The organism is Streptomyces microflavus, assembly GCF_014650075.1.
GTDB classification, from domain to species: Bacteria; Actinomycetota; Actinomycetes; order Streptomycetales; family Streptomycetaceae; genus Streptomyces; species Streptomyces microflavus.
In genome coordinates, this window is sequence record NZ_BMUG01000003.1 from 628,567 (window position 1) to 646,164 (window position 17,598).

Sequence of the window (17,598 nt, forward strand, 5' to 3'; positions counted from 1 at the left end):
CGCACCGCGGTGCGGCGGCTGCCCGTGGCGCCGGTCTGCCTGACGGTGGCGGCGGTGGTGAGCGCGGTGTGCGCACTCAGCCTCGGCACGCCGTACGTCCCGCCCGGCAAGCTCCTCGCCACCCTGGGGTCCGACGGCCTCGCCGGGCTCGTCGTCACCGAACTGAGGCTGCCCCGGATGGTGTTGGCCCTGATCGCCGGCGCCTGCCTGGGTGCCGCCGGACTGGTCCTCCAGGAGGCGCTGCGCAATCCGCTCGCCGTCCCCGAGATGCTCGGTGTCTCCTCCGGGGCCGCGCTGGGGGTGGCGGCACCGCTGGTGCTCGCCCTCTCCGTACCGCTCGGCCTCCAGCCCTTCCTGGCCCTGGCCGGGGCCGCGTTCGGCGGGCTGCTCACCCTGGTCGCCGCCGGGTTCGGACGCACCCCGTCGTCCGTGCTGCTGGCCGGGGCCGCCGTCGCCGCCGCGCTCCAGGCCGGGCTGCTGGTGCTCATGGTGATGGCCGACCAGCTCGACCTCCAGCTCATCTACCGCTATCTGCTGGGCAGTCTGTCCGCCCGCACCTGGGACGACGTCACCGGTCTGCTGCCCTGGCTCGCCGTGGCAGTGCCGGCGCTCGTGCTCTGTGTGCCGGTGCTCGGTGTGCTGCGGCTCGGCGACGACGACGCCCGCGCACTCGGCGTACGCGTCGAACGCGCGCGGGTCGCCGCGCTCGGCATCGCCGTCGTCCTGATCGCCCCCGTCGTGGCGGTCTGCGGCCCGGTCGCCTGGGTCGGCTTCCTCGCCCCCCACCTCGCCCGACGGCTGCGCCCCGACGGCGGGGCCGCGGGCTGGCTCGTCCGGTCCGCCCTGTGCGGGGCGGTCGTGGTGCTCTGCGCCGACCAGCCCGCTCGGCTGGCGCTCGCCCCCGTCGAGACACCCGTCGGGGCGTGGACGGCCCTGGTCGGCGTGCCGGTCGGGGTGGTGCTGCTGAAGCGGGGGCGGCGGGCGGTGGCGGGCCGGAGACCCACCGTTGCCGCACCGCCGGTCGACGGGCCCGTGCCCCTCCCGCGGAAGGCGGAGCGATGAGTGTCCTGAAAACCGCGCCCGGCCCGGCCCGGCGGGCATGGCGCTCACCGGCCGTCCGGATGAGCGCCCTGGCGGCGCTGGCCGCACTGGTCGCCTGCGCGGACCTGTTCGCGGGGCGGGGTGTCACGGGCGAGGGGGTACGGGCCGTGCTCCTCGGCACCGGCGATCCGCTGGCCGAACACATCGTCCTCCAACTCCGCCTGCCCCGGCTGCTGGTGGCGCTGGTCGCCGGTGCGAGCCTGGGCGTCGCCGGGCTCGTCCTCCAGTCGGCCCTGCGCAATCCGCTGGCCGGGCCCGAGGTCACCGGTGTCACCCCCGGCGCGGTCCTCGGCGCGGTCGCCGCCACCGGTCTCGGCCTCGCCGGGTGGGACTCCCCGACGGCGGTCGTCGTGGCGGCCTGTCTCGGGGGCTTCGCGGGCGCGGGGCTGCTGTGGCTGCTCGCCGGGCGGGAGAAGGGCGACCCCGAGCAGACCGCCGTGTACGGCGTGCTGGTGTCGGCGGTCCTCGCCGGTCTCACCGCCGTCGTCCTCCTGGTGGCCCCCGGCGAACTCGGCAGCGTCGTCCAGTGGTTGATCGGCTCCACCGAGGGGCGGGTCTGGCAGCACTGGCACCTGCTCTGGCCGTGGGCGGCGGTGTGGGGCGCTGCCGCGTGGCTGCTCGCCGCGCCGCTGACCCTGCTGCGCTGCGGCGACGAACAGGCCTCCGCCGCCGGGCTGGACCCCGGGCGGGGCCGCGCCGCCGCGCTCGTGTGTGCGGTGGCCCTGACGGCCGGAGCGGTCTCGGCCGTGGGGGCGCTCGGATTCGTGGGCCTGCTGGTGCCGCATCTGGCGCTGGCCGTCTTCGGGGCCGACCTGCGCATCGCCCTGCCCGGTGCGGCCCTGCTCGGCGCGGTCGTGGTGTGCGGGGCGGACGCGGCGGCCCAACTGCTGTCCCGGCTGCTTGTGGTGGCGCTCGACGCGGACCGGCTGACCCTGCCGGTCGGCGCGCTGACCACCTTCGTCGGGGCCGGGCTGCTGCTGGTCGTGGCGCGGCGACGGACGGACGAACGATGACGCGGGAGGAGAGGCCGGCATGGCACGTACGAGAGCTGTCACGGCGGACGGGAAGAGCGGCATGACGGAGGCACCGGACGGGATGGACCCAGTGGCGGGACCACCCGACGTGGTCCGGGCGGAGGGGCTCGGCTTCGGATATCCGGGGCGCGAGGTGCTGCGCGGGATCGACCTGAGCATCGGTGCGGGCGAACTCGTCGCCCTCATCGGCCTGAACGGCTGCGGCAAGAGCACCTTCCTCAAGCTCGCCGCCGGACTGCTCACCCCGAGCGCGGGCCGGGTCCTGCTCGAAGGGGATGACGCGGCGCGCCTGCCCAGACGGGCCGCGGCCCGCCGGGTGGCGCTGCTCCACCAGTCGGCCCCGGCCGTACCGGCGCTGACTGTGCGGCAATTGGTCCGCCAGGGCCGTTACGCCACCAGGGGGCCGCTCGGGATGCTGCGGGACGGCGACGACGAGGTGACGGCCCGGGCGCTCGCCGACGTCGGCGTCACCGGCTGGGCGGACCGGCCGGTGGACGCGCTGTCGGGCGGTGAGCGGCAACGGGTCCGGCTGGCCATGGCGCTGGCCCAGGACGCCCCCGTCCTCTTCCTGGACGAGCCCACCACCTATCTCGACCTGCGGCACCAACTGGAGGTGCTCCAGACCGTCGTACGGCTGCGCGCCGAGCGACGGCTCACGGTCGTGATGGTCCTGCACGACCTCAACCACGCGGCGCGGTTCGCCGACCGGATCGTCGCACTGCGCGAGGGACGCGTCGCGGCGGACGGCCCTCCCGGGGAGGTGGTCACGGAGCGGCTGCTGGCCGAAGTCCTGGGCGTGCGGGGGCGGGTGGGGGCCGATGCCGTGGGCGGCTGGCCCGTCTGTTACCCAGATCACCCTCTCGATCCGCTCCAGCTATTGCGGAATGAAAATCATATTCATTAGTGTCTGTGGTGCGGCAAAGAACGGCGTCGCAACCACCCAACCGATCCGAATGGAGGCTTCAACTCATGGAGCACAACAAGGTGTTCAGCCCGATCGCCGACCAGGGCCAGCTCGCCCACCTCTCCGCCACCCACTCGAACGCCCTCGTCGAGAACCCCTTCGACGACGCCGTCGAGGCCGACACCGCGGACGAGAAGTAAGCGGCACCTGCCGCTGAGGCAGGCACCCGCACCTCGCGTGGCGGGCCCGTCCGGGCAACCCCCGGACGGGCCCGTCCCGTTCGCACCACCTGCTCACCCCCGTACCACGCCCAACGGAGGCCACCGTGAACCGCAGTCGACTCGCTCCCGGCGCCGGGATCGTCACCGTCCCCGGTGGCCTGCCCGTACTCCGCACCGCCGAAGGGGAGTTCCTGCGCATCGACACCGGTGGCACGGACCCCGGGGAGCTGGTCGCCCGGCTGACGCCGGGGGAGGGGGTGCACCCGGACCCGGCCGAACTGGTCCGTCTGGTCACGGCGTTCGAGGAGGCCGGGCACGCGGTGACCGAACCCCGCCGCCCCCCGCTCACCGGGCGTACCGTCCACCTCCTGGGCGACCCCCTGCTCACCGAACCGCTCTCCCGGTTCGCCGCGGCGGAAGGGGCCGAGGTCCACCCCGCCACCGCCGACGACGTGGCCGGTCTCGCCGGGCGGCGGGACACCGCCGTGGTCTGGTGCCTCGACTCGCCCGTACCCGACGGGCTCTGGGACACCGCCGACCGGCTGCCCGCCCGCCACACCGCCTGGCTGCGCTGCCACCGCGAAGGCGCCCACACCTGGATCGAACCCCTCGCCTCGGCCCCCGGCGACGTCACCGCCGCCCACGTACGCCGGCGCAGACTCGCGGCGACCGCCGCCCACCGCGAACTCGCCGCCTACTGGGCCGGCCACCGCACCCCCGACACCGGACCGCACCCCACCGAACCGTCCGCCGCCCTGATCGCCGCACTGCTCACCGCCGACCTGATCACCTGGGCGAACGGCGAGCCGCCCCAGGGAGCCGCCCTCCCCGCCCGCCGCCGACTGCGCCGGATCGACCTGCGCGACCTGACCGTCACCGAGCACCCCGTGCTCCCCGTACCGGAGGTCGCCCCGCTGCCCGCCCCCTCCGCGAGGGCCACCGCATGAACCCCGCGACCGCGTACGTCCCCGCCCCGGACGGCAGCCCGCTCGCCACCGACCTCTGCCTGCCGGACGCACCGGGCCCCCACCCCGCCGTGGTGATCAGGACCCCCTACGGCCGCACCGCCCACCACGCCGAGCTGCGCGGCTGGGCGGCCCACGGATTCGCCGCCCTCGCCCAGGACGTACGCGGCCGGCACGGCTCACCGGGAGCGTGGCACCCCTACGGGAAACACGAGGAGGGCGACGGCGCCGCGACCGTGGCCTGGGTGCGCGAGCAGGTGTGGAGCGGTGGCGGCCCCGTAGTCGCCGCCGGTTCCTCCTACGCCGCCCACTGCGCCCTCGTCACCGCGCTCGGCGCCCCCGGTGACGCACGGCCCGACGCCGTCATCGCCGCCGTCCCCGCCCTCGGCCTCGCCGAGACCGCCCGCGAACCTGCGGGGCCCGAACGGCTCCGGGCCCGGGCCGGCTGGTGGGCCGCGCACGGCGACCGCCCGGACTCCGTACCCGACGCCCTGGCCCACGCCCTCGCCGACGACCCCCGGCTCCTGGAACACCTCCCGGTCACCCGGCTGGCCGACCGCCTCGGCCGCGCCCTGCCCTCCTGGCCCGGCCTCTGGGACGAGGGCCCGCGCGGCCGGATCGTCCTGCGCGGCGCCGCCTCCCGCCTCCCGCTCCTCGCCGTCGGCGGCACCCGCGACCCCTTCGCCGAGGACACCGTGGCACTGTGGAGCGGCTGGGGCGGACCCGCCCGCCTGCTCCTCGGCCCGTGGGGCCACCGCCTCACCGCGGACCGGCCCGAGTTCGCGGCCGACCGCATCAACCTCGGTGCGCTGTACGTACGGTGGGCCCGCGCCGCCCTCGCAGGGGCGCTGGAGCCCGAGCGCCGAGGCGTGATCACCCTCGGCGGCAGCGGCCGGTGGCACCGCGTACGGCAGGGCGCCGCACGCGGGCCGGGGGAGGGCTCCACCCGCACCACCACCTGGGCCTTCGGCGCCCCGGCCGGCCTGCGGCTGCTGCACGGAGCCGAGTTCACCGCCGACCCGGCCCGCCCGGTGCGCTCCGACGACCTGGCCGTCCCGGCCGGCAGAGCCCCCGCCGACCGCTGCCTCCTCCTCTCCCCGCCCCTGCCCCGCCCGCTGGACCTGGCGGGGCCCGCCACCGCCCGGATCCACGCCGCCGCCGACACCCCCGGCGCCGACTGGGCCGTACGTCTCACCGCGCTCGACCCGGCCGGGCGTGCGGAGCCGCTCGCCTTCGGCATCGTCCGGCGCGCCGACCCGCCCGGGGAAGCCGTGGAGATCACCGTGCCGCTCGGCACGCTGGGCCGCCGGCTGCCCGCCGGGACCCGGCTGCGCGCGGAGATCGCCGGACACCACTTCCCCGCCCACGCCCGCAACCCGCACACCGGCGAGAACCCGGTGACCGCCACCCGCCTCGCCCCGTCCCGCAGAGCCGTCACGGCCCGGGGCAGCGCCCTGCACCTGACCGCCGTCGCCCGGCGTCGTTACGTCGAGCCCGTACCGGAGATATGCCGTTGACCAGCACCTTGCCCATCGAAGCCCTGGTCGACCCCGTCTGCGGGTTGATCCGCGGTGTCGAGCCCGTCGAGCACCCGGCCGGCGCGCCGCCCCGCTACACCGCCATGACCGCCGAGGTCGCCGACGCCCGACGCCTCGGGGCCTGGCCGGCCGACCGGGTCTCGCTCGGCACCACCTTCGGGGACGCCGAGGGCGCCAGGATCGCCGCCGTCGCCGAGGCCGTGGAACGCTACTGCGGCAACCGCGTCCCGCCGCCCGGCCACCCCGACGCACCCCGCAGGGCCACGGCCGCCGAGCTGACGGCGGAGGGCCTGCGGCTGTACGGGCCCGGGGCGGTGCCCTCGTACGCCTCCTGGCAGCACGAGCGCCCAGGATTCCCGTACGCCGAACTCACCCCCGACACGCCGGCACTCTGGACACCGGGCACGGAGGACGGACGGCCCTGCTGGGCGCCGGTCGCCCTCACCCACCTCAACTGGCGCCAGGGCGAGCTGCGTTCGCTGCCCCGCACCCACCACCTCAACTACGCGGGCATAGCCACCGGCCAGGGCTTCGACGACGCCGTCGAGCGAGGGCTGCTCGAAGTCGTGGAGCGCGACGCCCTGGAGCTCTGGTGGCACCTGGACGGGCCGACCCGGGGCATCGACCCGGCGAGCGTTCCCGGCCTCACCGAGGACCTGGCGGGCGCCGAACTGGACGTCCACATCGTGGAGATGCCCTCCGAGTTCGCCCCCTGCGTGGCCGCCCTGGTCCACGACCCCCGGCGGGGCATCCACGCCGCCGGGTTCGCCTGCCGGTACGACCCGGCGGAGGCGGCCCGCAAGGCGGTCCTGGAGGCCGTGCACACCTGGGTGTTCACACAGGGCGCGGTGGACGCCGACGGCTGGGTCCACCGCTCCGTGGAGGCCGGCCTCTTCGCCCGCGGCCTCTACCTGGACCACCGGGCCGACCGGCGCTACCTCGACGACTGCGGGCCGCAGTTCGCCGCCGTACGCGACCTCGGCGCCCATGTGCAGGTCTGGCTCGACGACCGGATGACCCCCTTGGCCCGACGCTTCACCGAACCCGCCGGAGGTGTCGTCCCCGTCACCGAGGTCGCGCCCGGCAGCAGGTCCACCCTGGACGCGGCGCTCGGCGCGGGCGGCCACCGCGTGATCACCGTGGACCTGACGACCGAGGACGTCGCCGAGACGGCCCTCCGCGTCGCCCGCGTCCTGGTCTCAGGACTGGTCCCCAACGCCCCTGCCGCCTTCGGCTACTTCGGCTGCCCGCGCTTCGTCCGGGCCGCGCTCGACCGGGGCTGGCGCGCCCAACCTCCCACCGGCCCGGCGGACTTCACCCTCGCACCGCCGCCGCACATGTGAAGGAGCGTGCCCGCATGACCCAGGCTCCTCCGGCAGCCGCCAGCTCCCTGCCCCGCGCCCTCGCGGACGCCAGATCACCCCGCGTGCCGAGCACCGCCCCGTACCTGCCGGAGCATCCCTTCCCCTGGGGCGGCCCGGCGCTCTCCCTGGACGGGGCCGGGTCCATGGGTGGAAGGACGGTGGACCTGGAACGTGCCCTGCGGCTGTCGCTCGCCGTACCCCATGGGACGCCGGGCCGGCTGCGGCCCGTCGCCTCGGCCGGCGCCCTCCACCCCGTGCGGGCACACCTGCTCCTCGGCCCGGGCTGCTCGCTGCCGCCCGGACGGTACGCCTACGACCCGCACACCCACCGCGTCCACCCGCGCGGCCCGGCCCCCACCGATGCTCCTCCGGGAGCCGTCGTCGTCCTCACCGTCACCGCCGCCCGAACCGTCGCGCACTACGGACACCGCGCCTGGCCGCTGCTCCTGCTGGACGCGGGCCATGCCGCGGCCGCCCTGGCGCTCGCCGCCGCCCCGGCCGGTGTACGGGTCTCGCTCGACGCGGACGGCGCCGAGCTCTCCGCGGCTGCGGGGCTGCCCCATGCGGCCGAATGGCAGGCGAGTCGGGCCGGGACCGAGCCCGAACTTCCCCTCGCAGCGCTCTGGTTGTCGCCCGCGTTGGGAGCCGTCCCACCGACTGCCGCACTGGCCGCATGGGCCGCGCTGCCCTGCGCCTTCGCCCCGGTGTGGCAGCCGGGCGCCGAGACTACCTCACCGCGTGAACTCGACTCCGCCCGAACCCTGTTGGCGCACATCACGGCAGGACACGGCTCCACCTGGCACCCGGCCCGCCGCCCAGCCCCGGTGACGGACGAGACCCTCCGTACGCGAAGGAGCGCGGCCCCCTCCGCGCTGGCGCACCCACCCGCCCCGGACCTGCTCGCCCGGGTCCTGGCCACCGCCGGGGACACCCGGCCGGACGGCCCCGCCTGGGCCGCAGCGATCGGCGGCGACACCCCGGGGCTCCTCACGGCCGCCGGTCCCCTCGCCTCCGGTGACGCGCGCCCCACCCTGGCCCGCTGGGCGGCGGGCCAGCAGTGGATCGGCACAGCGGGCGCGGTGCTGGTCGCCCACGGCTGCCCCGCCGACGCCCCACCGGCCCTGATCCGCAGCAGCCACCTGGCCGCCGGTTACGCCGCCGGCGTCGCCCAGGCCCACGCCACCGCCCTCGGACTCCGCTCCCGCCCCATCGGCTCCTGGCAACAGGCCGACCTCGGCGCGGCACTCGGCGACGCCCCCGGACACGACTGGATCGTCCACGGCCTGGCCCTCGCCGGAACCCCGGGGGAGGGCAGCCCACCAGGCCACGCCCCTCCAGCCACGTCCACACCACCGGCTCTACCGGCCCCCTCGGCCCCAACGACCCCGTCGGGCAAGGAAGAACACCCATGATGCTCCACCCCGAACTCCTGCGCGCCGCCCGGACCGCCCGCCGCCCCCTCGGCCGGGCGACCGCGCTGCTCGCCGCGGTCACCCTCACCCACCTCGCCCAGGCCGTCCTGCTCGCCGTCGTCCTCTCCCGGATCGCCCAGGGCGACACCTCCGGCCTCGCACCGCTCCTCCTGTCCGTGCTCGCCGTCGTCCTCGTCCGCGCCGCGCTCGGCCGCGCCCAGCGCCTGACCGCCGTCACGGCGGGCGCCGCCGTCCGGATCCGGCTCCGCGACACCCTGCTGGCCCGGCTCGGCGAACTCGGGCCCACCGCGGTCACCGGTGCGCGGGCCGGAGCCGTACGCGCCACGCTCGTGGACGGCGTCGAAGGGGTGGACGCGTACGTCTCCCGCTACCTGCCCCAGGCGCTCATCACCTCCGCCGTCCCGCCGCTGCTGCTCGTCGCCGTCGCGCTCATCGAGCCGTACGCCGCCCTCGCCCTCGGCCTCGCCCTGGTGCTGGCGCTCTTCGGACCGCGCTGGTGGGACCGGCTGCTCGCCCGGCGCGGCAAGGAGCACTGGGACTCCTACGAAGCCCTCGCCGCCGACTACCTGGAGGCACTGCAAGGCATGGCCACCCTGCGTGCGGCCGGGGCCGTGGGCCGGGTACGGGACAGGCTGGAGAAGCGTTCGGCGGCCCTCCACCGCGCGACCGTCGCCAAACTCCGGGTCTCGCTCGTCGACACCGGCCTCACCGACCTCGCCGTGCAGGGCGGCACTGTGGCCGCCGTCCTGGTGGCGTGCTCCTCGGCGGCCACCGGGCGCACCGCCGCCACCGGGACGTACCTCCTGCTCATGCTCGCCTCCGAGTGCTTCCGCCCCGTCCGTGACCTCTCCCGCGAATGGCACGCGGGCTACCTGGGGATCTCTGCCGCCGACGGCATCGCCGCCCTGCGCACCGCCGAACCCGCCGTCGCCGACCGGGGCACGGTGGACGCCCGCTGGGACACCGCGCCCGAAATCCGTTTCACGGACGTCCACTTCACCCACCCGTCGAGCGAGCGTCCCGCCCTGGACGGCATCACCTTCACCGCACCCGCCGGGCGCACCACGGCGATCGTCGGACCCTCCGGTGCCGGGAAGTCGACCCTGGTGAGCCTGCTGCTGCGCCAGCGCGACCCCGACAGCGGCCGCGTCACGATCGCCGGAACCGGGACCGCCGCGTACCGCCTCGCCTCCCTGCGCCGGGGGATCGCCGTCGTCTCCCAGGAGACGTACCTCTTCCACGCCACGATCGCCGAGAACCTGCGCATCGTCCGGCCCGCCGCCACCGACGAACAGCTGCGCGCCGCCGCCCGGACGGCGGGCATCGACCAGGAGATCAGCGCGTTCCCCCAGGGGTACGACACCCTCGTCGGCGAACGCGGCGCCACGCTCTCCGGCGGCCAGCGCCAACGGCTCGCCCTCGCCCGCGCCCTCCTGGCCGACGCACCGGTCCTGATCCTGGACGAGGCGACCAGCGCGGTGGATGAACGGGGCGAGGCCCGGATCGTCCGGGAACTGCTCGCGGCGAGCCGGGGGCGTACCTGCCTCGTCGTCGCCCACCGGCTCGACGCCGTACGCCACGCCGACCACATCGTCGTCCTCGACGGCGGCCGGGTCGAGGAATCCGGCGACCACAGCGGACTGCTGGCGGACGGCGGCGTCTACGCCTCGCTCGTCGCGGCGGGCCGCCCCGCCCAGGAGGAGCACGCCGCATGACACCACCCGAGCCCACGCCCTCCAGGGGGCGCACGCCGCTGTCCCCCCACGACACCGGTGCCCTCCGCTCCCTCCTCCCCGTCCTCGGCGCCCACCGCGCCACCGTCCTGCGCACCTGCCTCGCCGCCCTCGCCGACCAGGCCGCCCTCGTCGTCCTGGTCACCCTCGCCGCGCACACCGTGGGCACGGCGGTCATAGCCCACCGGGCCCCGTCGCCCGGGACCGTCGCCGCACTCATCGGGCTCGTCCTGCTCAGGGCGATCGCCACCTGGCGGGAGATGGACCTCTCGCACGACCTCGCCTACCGCGTCCTGGCCGAACTCCGGGTCCGGGTCTTCGACGGGCTCGCCCGCTCCGCCCCCGCCCGGATCGCGGGGCGCCGCAGCGGCGACCTCGCGGCGACCGCCCTCGGCGACGTGGAGGCGCTGGAGTTCTTCTACGCCCACGCCATCGCCCAACTCCTCGCCTCCGGCCTCGTGTTCGCGGCGGCCGCGACCGTGCTGGGCGTCCTCGGACCGTGGCTGCTCCTCGCCGTCGTCCCCGCCGCCCTGCTGCTCCTGTGGTCGCCGTTGCTGGAGGCGAGGGGCAGGGCCGATCGCGGGGCGCGGACCCGGGCCGCGCTCGCCGAACTCTCGGCGGAGAGCGTGGAGACCGTCGACGGCCTCCGTGAGCTGCTGATGGCGGGCGCCCTGGGCCGCACGCGGGCCCGGCTGCGCTCCGGCGGCCGGCGCCTGGCCCGTGCCCAGCGCGCCGAGCAGTCCTGGGAGACGGGGGCGGGCGCGGCCCGTGACCTGCTCGTCGTCGCCGCTGTCATCGGGGTGGTCGCGGCCGCCGCCCACGCGGCGGGCGGCGGCCGGCTCGACGGGGCGTGGACCCCGGCGGCCATGGCTCTCGCCCTCGGGGCCCTGGCCCCGGTGGCCGAATCGGCGGCCGCGCTGGGCCGGGCGGGCAGCCTGCGCGCCGCCGCCGCCCGGGTCCGCGCGGCGGTGAACGCCCCCGCTGGAGCCCCGGCACCAGCCAGCCCGCTCCCCGCCCCGGCGGGCCCGCTAGGTCTGCGGCTGAGCGGCGTACGGTTCGGCTACGGCGGCGCCCCCGTCCTGGACGGGCTCGACCTGACCGTGCGGCCGGGCGAGACGGTGGCCCTCGTCGGCGCCTCGGGGGTCGGCAAGACGAGCTGCGCCCACCTCCTGGCCCGCTACTGGGACCCGCAGGACGGCACGGTCGAGCTGGTGCCCCAGGCCGCCGCCGACCCCGTCGACCTGCGGGACCTGGCCGAGGACGACCTGCGGGCCGCCGTGTGCGTGGTCGGCCAGGAGGCCCCGCTCTTCCACGGGACCCTCGCCGAGAACCTCCGCCTCGGCGCCCCCGGCGCCACCGACCGGGAACTGGCCGCCGTCGTCCGCATCTGCGGCCTCACCCCCGTCGCCGAGGCCCTGCCCCAGGGCCTGGACACCCCGGTCGGCGAACGCGGCGCGACCCTCTCCGGTGGCCAGCGCGCCCGGGTCGCCCTGGCCAGGGGGCTGCTCGCCCACCCCCGGATCCTCGTCCTCGACGAGACCACGGCCCACCTGGACCACCGGGGCGACGCGGAGCTGGCGCGGGCGCTCACGGCGGACTCCCGGGCCCGTTCCCGTACGACACTGATCATTGCCCACCGCCCCGCGACCGTACGCAGGGCCGACCGCATCGCGGTCCTGGACGGCGGGCGCATCGTCGAGGAGGGCACCTGGGACGAACTGATCCGGGCGGGCGGCGCGCTGACCCGGCTGCTCAGCCGGCAGGGGGAGGCACAGGAGGGGGAGACCCGGCAGGAGACACGGGCGGCGGCGACGGGAGACTCTGCTCCGCCCAGATGATCTTCCCTTGGTGTGTGTACCGGGTGCCCCAGCGGCGGGCGAGCTGGGCGACGAGGAAGAGACCGCGCCCTCCCTCGTCCGTCGTGCGGGCGTGCCGCAGCCGCGGGGTGGTGCTGCTGGCGTCGGACACCTCGCAGGTCAGCACGGACTGCAGCAGCAGCCGCAGTCGTACGGGACCGGAGGCGTACCGGATCGCGTTGGTCACCAGCTCGCTGACGATCAGCTCCGTCGTCATCGTCAGCTCGTCAAGCCCCCACACCTCCAGCTGGCGGGCCACCTTGTTCCGGGTCGCGCCGACGGCCGCCGGGTCCACGGGCACGTCCCACGAGACCAGCCGGTCGGGGCTCAGCGCGTGGGTCCGGGCGAGCAGGAGCGCGATGTCGTCCGGCTGCGGAACGGGCAGCAGCTCCTTGACCACCGCCGCGCACAGCTCGTCCAGCGGCAGCCCTTCCCGCGACACGGCCCGGCCCAGCCGGACCATCCCCTGCTCGACGTCCTTATCGGGGCCCTCGATGAGACCGTCGGTGTAGAGACCGAGCAGGCTCCCCTCGGGCAGCTCGACATCGATGGACTCGAAGGGGAGCCCGCCCAGGCCCAGCGGCGGGCCGAGAGGGAGGTCGGGGAAGCTGACCGCGCCCTCCGGGGTGACGACCACCGGCGGCGGATGCCCGGCCCGGGCCATCGCGCAGCACCGGCTCGCCGGATCGTAGACGGCGTAGAGACAGGTGGCGCCCAGCACCGTCGTGCCGCCCCGGTCCGCCTTCCCGCCCGCGGGCTCCTCCTCGCTCAGCCGCATGACGAGATCGTCCAGACGGGCCAGCAGCTCGTCGGGCGCGAGGTCCATGTCGGCCAGCGTCTGCACGGCGGTCCGCAGCCGGCCCATGGTCGCGGCGGCGCTGATGCCGTGCCCCACCACATCACCGATGACCAGCCCGACCCGGGCCCCGGACAGCGGGATCACATCGAACCAGTCGCCCCCGACGCCGTCCTTCGCGTCCGCCGGGAGATAGGAGGAGGCCACGTCCAGCGCCGTCCCGCCGCGCAAGGTGTGCGGCAGCAGGCTCTCCTGGAGGACCAGCGCCGCCGTGTGCTCCCGGGTGTAGCGGCGGGCGTTGTCCACGCACACCGCCGCCCGGGCCACCAGCTCCCGGGCCGGCGCCACATCGTCCTCGTCGAACGGGACCGGGTTCTGCGACCGCATGAACGTGGTGATCCCGAGGACGGTGTCCCGCGCCCGCATCGGTACGGAGATGAGCGAGTGCAGCCCGAACTCACGGATCCGGGCGGCCCGCTCGGGCTGCTCCACGGCCCACGTACGGCTGTCCGGGTCAAGCATCGGAAGGAGGACCGGGTCTCCGTCGAGAAGGAAGTGGGTGTCGTGCGGCGGCGGTACGAAGTCGACGCTCTCCCCGACCCGCACCACCGCCTCCGGACATCCCTCGCGCACCGAACTCATCCCCATCCGGCGCATCGGCGGCCTGCCGCCCCGCAGCTCCGCGCCGAGCAGCGGGACGCCCGGCCGGTCCCGGCCCAGCGGCGTCTCCAGCAGATCGACGAAGACGAAGTCGGCGAAGCGGGGCACCGCGAAATCGGCCAGTTCCTGGGCCGTCCGCTGGACGTCCAGGGTGGAGCCGATACTGGCCCCCGCCTCGTTGACGAGCGCCAGCAGCCTGCGCGCGTTCCACCGGTCGGTCACGTCCAGCACCATGTAGCCGATGCCGATCCGGTTCCCCTCGGTGTCCGCCAGCGGGAAGAACGAGCTCGAATAGGCCCGCCTGCGGTTCGGGTCGGACCAGCTCCAGCCCAGGTACTCGTAGTCGGTGACCGGTACACCGGTCGCCAGGACCTGCCGCATCAGCCGCTCGATGGGTGCCGCGAGCAGACCGGGGAGTACATCCGCCGGCCGGCGCCCCAGCCGCTGCGCCCGGGGGACCCCGCCGAACCGCTCCAGGGTGTCGTTGAGCCAGATGTAGCGCAGCTCCGGATCCAGCACCGCCATGCCCACGGGCGACCGGGTCAGGAACCCCTCCAGCACCGATCCGTCCACCGTCCACTGCGGGGTGCGCTCCCGCCCGGAGACCAGGAAGCCCTCGCGCCCTGCGATCAGGAAGGAGGCGGAGACCCGTACGTCGACGTCGATCTGCCGGTCGTCCCTGGCACGCAGGGTGATCAGCCCGCTCCATCCCGACCCGCCGCGACTACGGGCGGCGATGGCCGCCGTACGCCGTGGATCCGGGGACCCGGCCAGCAGCAGGGCGGCGGACCGGCCGACCATCTCGGCCGCCGGGTACCCGAGCAGGGCCTCCGCCCCACGGGTCCAGCCGATGACCGTGCCGTCCCCGGCGATCACCGCCACCGCGTCGTCGCTCAGCTGCACGGGGCCCCGCGGATCCGCGGAGGGCAGCGGGCCGGGCCCCGCCGGGGGGCCCTCGTCGGCGGATGCCATGCACCTCACCACCATCTCTAGGTTTCCATGGTCGCGCGTCACTCCCGAGTACGCAGCGCCCCGCTCCCCGGCGGGCCCCGTACGGGCTTTCGCCCGTTCGGCGGCGTGACGCGGCAGGCGGTGTCCCCGTTGGGGGAGTGACAAGCGGTTGCTTGCCCACCTGCCCCCGCGCTGGACCCGTGTGGGTGGACGGCTCCGGCCCCCTGCGAGGGGAGCCGGAGCCGTTTCCATACCCGCGGTCGGTGACGGACTTCCCTGCCGCGCGGTCAGTAGCGAATGCAGAACCTGCGTTCCTTCAGCCACTGGCCCAGCCAGTCCCCGAACGGCACGGCGATGCACCACTGGCGGGTGACCGGCGGCTCGGGATCGGTGGGCGCGGGCTGCACCGACGGTGTGGGCGACGGCTGCACGGCAGGCGGGGCGGACGGGGTCGGCGTCGGGGACGGGCTCGGGGCCGTGGTGGGCGGCGCGCTCGGGGCGGGCTTCACCGGTGCGGCCATCTCGGCGAGCTTCGTCCGGAAGACCCGCGAGGAGCGGGGATTGCTCTTGCACTGCCACACACCGTGCGGGCAGTAGTCCGTGATCGTCTGGTAAAGCGGCTGGTGCCGGTCGATCCAGTCGAGCATCCGCCGCATGTACTCCGGGTTGTCACCGTTGCGGAAGAGCCCCCACTCCGGGAACGAGATCGGCTTGCCGCGCTCCGCCGCGAAGTCGACGTGCTTCTGGAGCCCGTACGGATCGTTGATCTGGTCGTCGAAGGACTCGCCCGGCGGCTGGTCGTAGGAGTCCATACCGATGATGTCGACGACGTCGTCACCCGGGTAGCACTCGGTCCAGGGCACCGCGTCCCGTCCCCGGCTGGGCGTGAAGTCGAACCGGAACTCCTGTCCGGGCACCTCGCGCATCGCCGTCACGATCCGCTGCCAGTACGCTTTCCAGGACGCGGGATCAGGGCCGCAGCGGTGGGTGTAGGTGGTGCCGTTCATCTCCCAGCCGAGCACGATCACCGTGTCCGGCACCCCCAGGGAGACCAGGCGCTCCGCCAGCCTGGTGAAGTGCTGGTCGAAGTCGCCCGCGGCTCCCGACCGCAGCAGGCGGCGCACCTGGGCGTCCGGGACGCGCTCCTCGTTCCGCTCCAGCATCGGCACGTTGAGGACGAACATCCGGTCCTTGTCCGCCTTGCGCCAGGTGGCCCAGGAGTCCAGGAAGTCGGGGGTGCCCTCGATGTTCACCCACAGGTCGCCCGGCAGGTAGGTGTGCCCGACCCGCAGCTCCGCGCCGCCGAGCCAGCGGGACAGATCGGCCATCCGCCGTACTCCGGCCGGCCCGTAGTCCAGATAGGCGCCGTGCGCGGTGGAGCCGTCGCCCCTGCTGCCCTGCGGCCCCGGGGCGGCGCTGTCGACGGAATCGGTGCCCGGCGGCAGCTGGCCCGCGATGCCGCCGCCCGCCAGGAGACTGAGAACAGCCGCGGCGATACACGTGGTGATGAGTCGGCGCTTGGCCGGCATGACTCCTCCTGGCTGCAAGGAAATTCCGGCCGGTTCGGCCCGATGGGGAGAGAGTTTCATCATCCTGCACCGCACGCGAATAGAGCGGGCCATTTATCGTATTCGGCGTTGCGAACGGTCCGTTCAGGTGACGGTGGGGCCGAAGGTGAACGGCAGGGAACCGACGCGGTTGTCGAAATTCGAATCGACCAGCAGGGGATCGCCCGTCCGCCGGATGACGGACCGTCGGGTGAGCAGCTCCCTGAACAGGGCCGTCATTTCGAGCCGGGCCAGGTGGGCGCCGAGGCAGTGGTGCGGGCCGCCGCCCCCGTAACCCAGGTGCGGATTCGGCGACCGGGTGATGTCGAAGAGATCCGGACGGGTGAAAACCGATTCATCGCGATTGGCGGACGCGTAGAGCAGTGAGACTTTCTCGCCGGGAAGAAAGGTCCGGCCGCCCAGCGGGAATTCCGAGACGACGGTCCTGCGGAACTGGATGATCGGCGTCGAATGGCGGACGATTTCCTCCACGGCGCCGCCGATGTACCGGTCGAAGTCCGACCGGAGGAGTTCCTGCTGCTCCGGGTGCCGGTCCAGCAGGGACAGCCCGTGCGCGATCGCGTTACGGGTGGTCTCCACCCCGGCCACGAGCAGCAGCGAGAAGAAGGCGCCGAGGTCCCGCGAGGAGAGCGCCTCGCCGTCGATGTCCGCGCACACCAGCGCCGAGACCAGGTCGTCCTGCGGGTGGCGGCGGCGCTCCCGCGCCAGGCGCGCCATGACGAGCTGCATCCGGGCGAGGGAGGCGGTCCCGCGGCCGGGGATCCGCAGCCTGGCCCGGCCCCGGCGCGCGACGCCCACCTGCTCGGACGCGTGGTCGATCTGCTCCGCGATCCGCGGCCGGTACGCCGCCGGGATGCCCATCAGGTCGCAGATCACCTCCAGCGGCAGCCGTGAGGCCGCCGACGGCATGAAGTCGCCCGGGCGCTCGGAGATCAGCTCGTCCACCAGACGCCCGGCCAGCCGGCCGATGTTCTCCTCGGTGGCGGCGAGCAGCCGGGGGGTGAAGCGACGGGAGATCATCCGGCGCAGCGCCGCGTGCTCGGGCCCGTCCATGTTGACCATCGAATTCCCGAACAGCGCCTTCGCCCAGCCGGCCGGCTCCGGGGTGGTGACCCCCGGAGCGCTGGCGAAGACCTTCGGGGTGCGGCTCGCGGTCAGCACGTCCGCGTGGCGCACCAGGGCGTAGAACGGTCTGCCGGAGGTACGGGCGGTGCCCGGCCGGGGGGTGAACAGTACGGGTGCCTCCAGCTCCCGCAGCCGGGCGAAGGCGCCGAGCCGCTCCGGGCGCGGCAGCCGCCAGAAGGCCGGGTCGGCGAGATCGATGCGTGCCGCACGGTCACCGGACACCTGATTCGGAACGGTCATGTCCATCCACCTCCACGAAGTTCGCCAGGTCATCGTCGGGTCCGGCGCGCACGGCACGGCGCGCGACGCGGTCTCCGGCGCGGATGGCCGCGCACGGTCACGCGTTTGA

The 17,598-nt window shown here is 75.1% G+C and carries 13 protein-coding genes; 10 read left to right on the top strand and 3 right to left on the bottom strand.

Annotated elements, in window-relative coordinates; all coding sequences use genetic code 11:
• Positions 1-9 precede the first annotated feature (9 nt).
• The 10 genes from IE264_RS11700 to IE264_RS11740 all read left to right on the top strand — a co-directional run bounded on the left by IE264_RS11700 (position 10) and on the right by IE264_RS11740 (position 12,131).
• Positions 10-1,062 (top strand): FecCD family ABC transporter permease, encoded by a 1,053-nt coding sequence (locus IE264_RS11700; RefSeq protein WP_032759286.1) that lies wholly within the window; start codon positions 10-12, stop codon positions 1,060-1,062.
• A complete protein-coding gene (locus IE264_RS11705; RefSeq protein WP_032759198.1) occupies positions 1,059-2,114 on the top strand; it encodes a FecCD family ABC transporter permease in 1,056 nt (351 codons plus the stop codon). The genes IE264_RS11700 and IE264_RS11705 overlap by 4 nt, the downstream gene beginning before the upstream one ends.
• Positions 2,115-2,175: 61 nt before the next feature.
• Positions 2,176-3,039: an ABC transporter ATP-binding protein gene (locus IE264_RS11710; RefSeq protein WP_078657571.1), complete on the top strand. Its 864-nt coding sequence runs from the start codon at positions 2,176-2,178 to the stop codon at positions 3,037-3,039.
• A gap of 65 nt (positions 3,040-3,104) precedes the next feature.
• Entirely contained in the window at positions 3,105-3,239 is a 135-nt protein-coding gene (gene amiA, locus IE264_RS38395) for a streptamidine family RiPP (RefSeq protein ID WP_015613003.1), read from the top strand.
• A gap of 125 nt (positions 3,240-3,364) precedes the next feature.
• Entirely contained in the window at positions 3,365-4,207 is an 843-nt protein-coding gene (locus tag IE264_RS11715) for a hypothetical protein (protein WP_032759197.1), read from the top strand.
• Positions 4,204-5,742: a CocE/NonD family hydrolase gene (locus tag IE264_RS11720; protein ID WP_032759196.1), complete on the top strand. Its 1,539-nt coding sequence runs from the start codon at positions 4,204-4,206 to the stop codon at positions 5,740-5,742. Before IE264_RS11715 ends, IE264_RS11720 begins: the two co-directional genes overlap by 4 nt.
• On the top strand, positions 5,739-7,106 hold the full coding sequence (locus IE264_RS11725; RefSeq protein WP_190167629.1) for a YcaO-like family protein: 1,368 nt from the start codon (positions 5,739-5,741) through the stop codon (positions 7,104-7,106). Before IE264_RS11720 ends, IE264_RS11725 begins: the two co-directional genes overlap by 4 nt.
• Before the next feature lie 14 nt (positions 7,107-7,120).
• Positions 7,121-8,539, top strand: a complete 1,419-nt coding sequence (locus IE264_RS11730; protein WP_032759194.1) for a nitroreductase family protein — start codon at positions 7,121-7,123, stop codon at positions 8,537-8,539.
• A complete protein-coding gene (locus IE264_RS11735; protein ID WP_032759193.1) occupies positions 8,536-10,275 on the top strand; it encodes an ABC transporter ATP-binding protein/permease in 1,740 nt (579 codons plus the stop codon). Before IE264_RS11730 ends, IE264_RS11735 begins: the two co-directional genes overlap by 4 nt.
• Positions 10,272-12,131: an ABC transporter ATP-binding protein gene (locus tag IE264_RS11740; protein ID WP_032759191.1), complete on the top strand. Its 1,860-nt coding sequence runs from the start codon at positions 10,272-10,274 to the stop codon at positions 12,129-12,131. Before IE264_RS11735 ends, IE264_RS11740 begins: the two co-directional genes overlap by 4 nt.
• On the opposite strand, the gene IE264_RS11745 is transcribed toward IE264_RS11740, so the two are convergent.
• The 3 genes from IE264_RS11745 to IE264_RS11755 form a co-directional block, all read right to left on the bottom strand.
• Complete coding sequence (locus IE264_RS11745) at positions 12,046-14,577, bottom strand: SpoIIE family protein phosphatase (protein ID WP_032759284.1); 2,532 nt, start codon at positions 14,575-14,577, stop codon at positions 12,046-12,048. The two genes, IE264_RS11740 and IE264_RS11745, sit on opposite strands and share 86 nt — an antisense overlap.
• 266 nt (positions 14,578-14,843) lie before the next feature.
• Positions 14,844-16,085, bottom strand: a complete 1,242-nt coding sequence (locus IE264_RS11750; protein ID WP_032759190.1) for a glycoside hydrolase family 26 protein — start codon at positions 16,083-16,085, stop codon at positions 14,844-14,846.
• A 123-nt stretch (positions 16,086-16,208) separates the two neighbouring features.
• A complete protein-coding gene (locus IE264_RS11755) occupies positions 16,209-17,489 on the bottom strand; it encodes a cytochrome P450 (RefSeq protein WP_015613013.1) in 1,281 nt (426 codons plus the stop codon).
• Positions 17,490-17,598 lie beyond the last annotated feature (109 nt).

Bases quoted from the DNA above. Each gene is read 5' to 3' on its own strand.
- IE264_RS11705 (WP_032759198.1), top strand. From the start codon at position 1,059: ATGAGTGTCCTGAAAACCGCGCCCGGCCCGGCCCGGCGGGCATGGCGC.
- IE264_RS11710 (WP_078657571.1), top strand. From the start codon at position 2,176: ATGACGGAGGCACCGGACGGGATGGACCCAGTGGCGGGACCACCCGAC.
- amiA (WP_015613003.1), top strand. From the start codon at position 3,105: ATGGAGCACAACAAGGTGTTCAGCCCGATCGCCGACCAGGGCCAGCTC.
- IE264_RS11720 (WP_032759196.1), top strand. From the start codon at position 4,204: ATGAACCCCGCGACCGCGTACGTCCCCGCCCCGGACGGCAGCCCGCTC.
- IE264_RS11730 (WP_032759194.1), top strand. From the start codon at position 7,121: ATGACCCAGGCTCCTCCGGCAGCCGCCAGCTCCCTGCCCCGCGCCCTC.
- IE264_RS11735 (WP_032759193.1), top strand. From the start codon at position 8,536: ATGATGCTCCACCCCGAACTCCTGCGCGCCGCCCGGACCGCCCGCCGC.
- IE264_RS11740 (WP_032759191.1), top strand. From the start codon at position 10,272: ATGACACCACCCGAGCCCACGCCCTCCAGGGGGCGCACGCCGCTGTCC.
- IE264_RS11745 (WP_032759284.1), bottom strand. From the start codon at position 14,577: ATGGCATCCGCCGACGAGGGCCCCCCGGCGGGGCCCGGCCCGCTGCCC.
- IE264_RS11750 (WP_032759190.1), bottom strand. From the start codon at position 16,085: ATGCCGGCCAAGCGCCGACTCATCACCACGTGTATCGCCGCGGCTGTT.
- IE264_RS11755 (WP_015613013.1), bottom strand. From the start codon at position 17,489: ATGACCGTTCCGAATCAGGTGTCCGGTGACCGTGCGGCACGCATCGAT.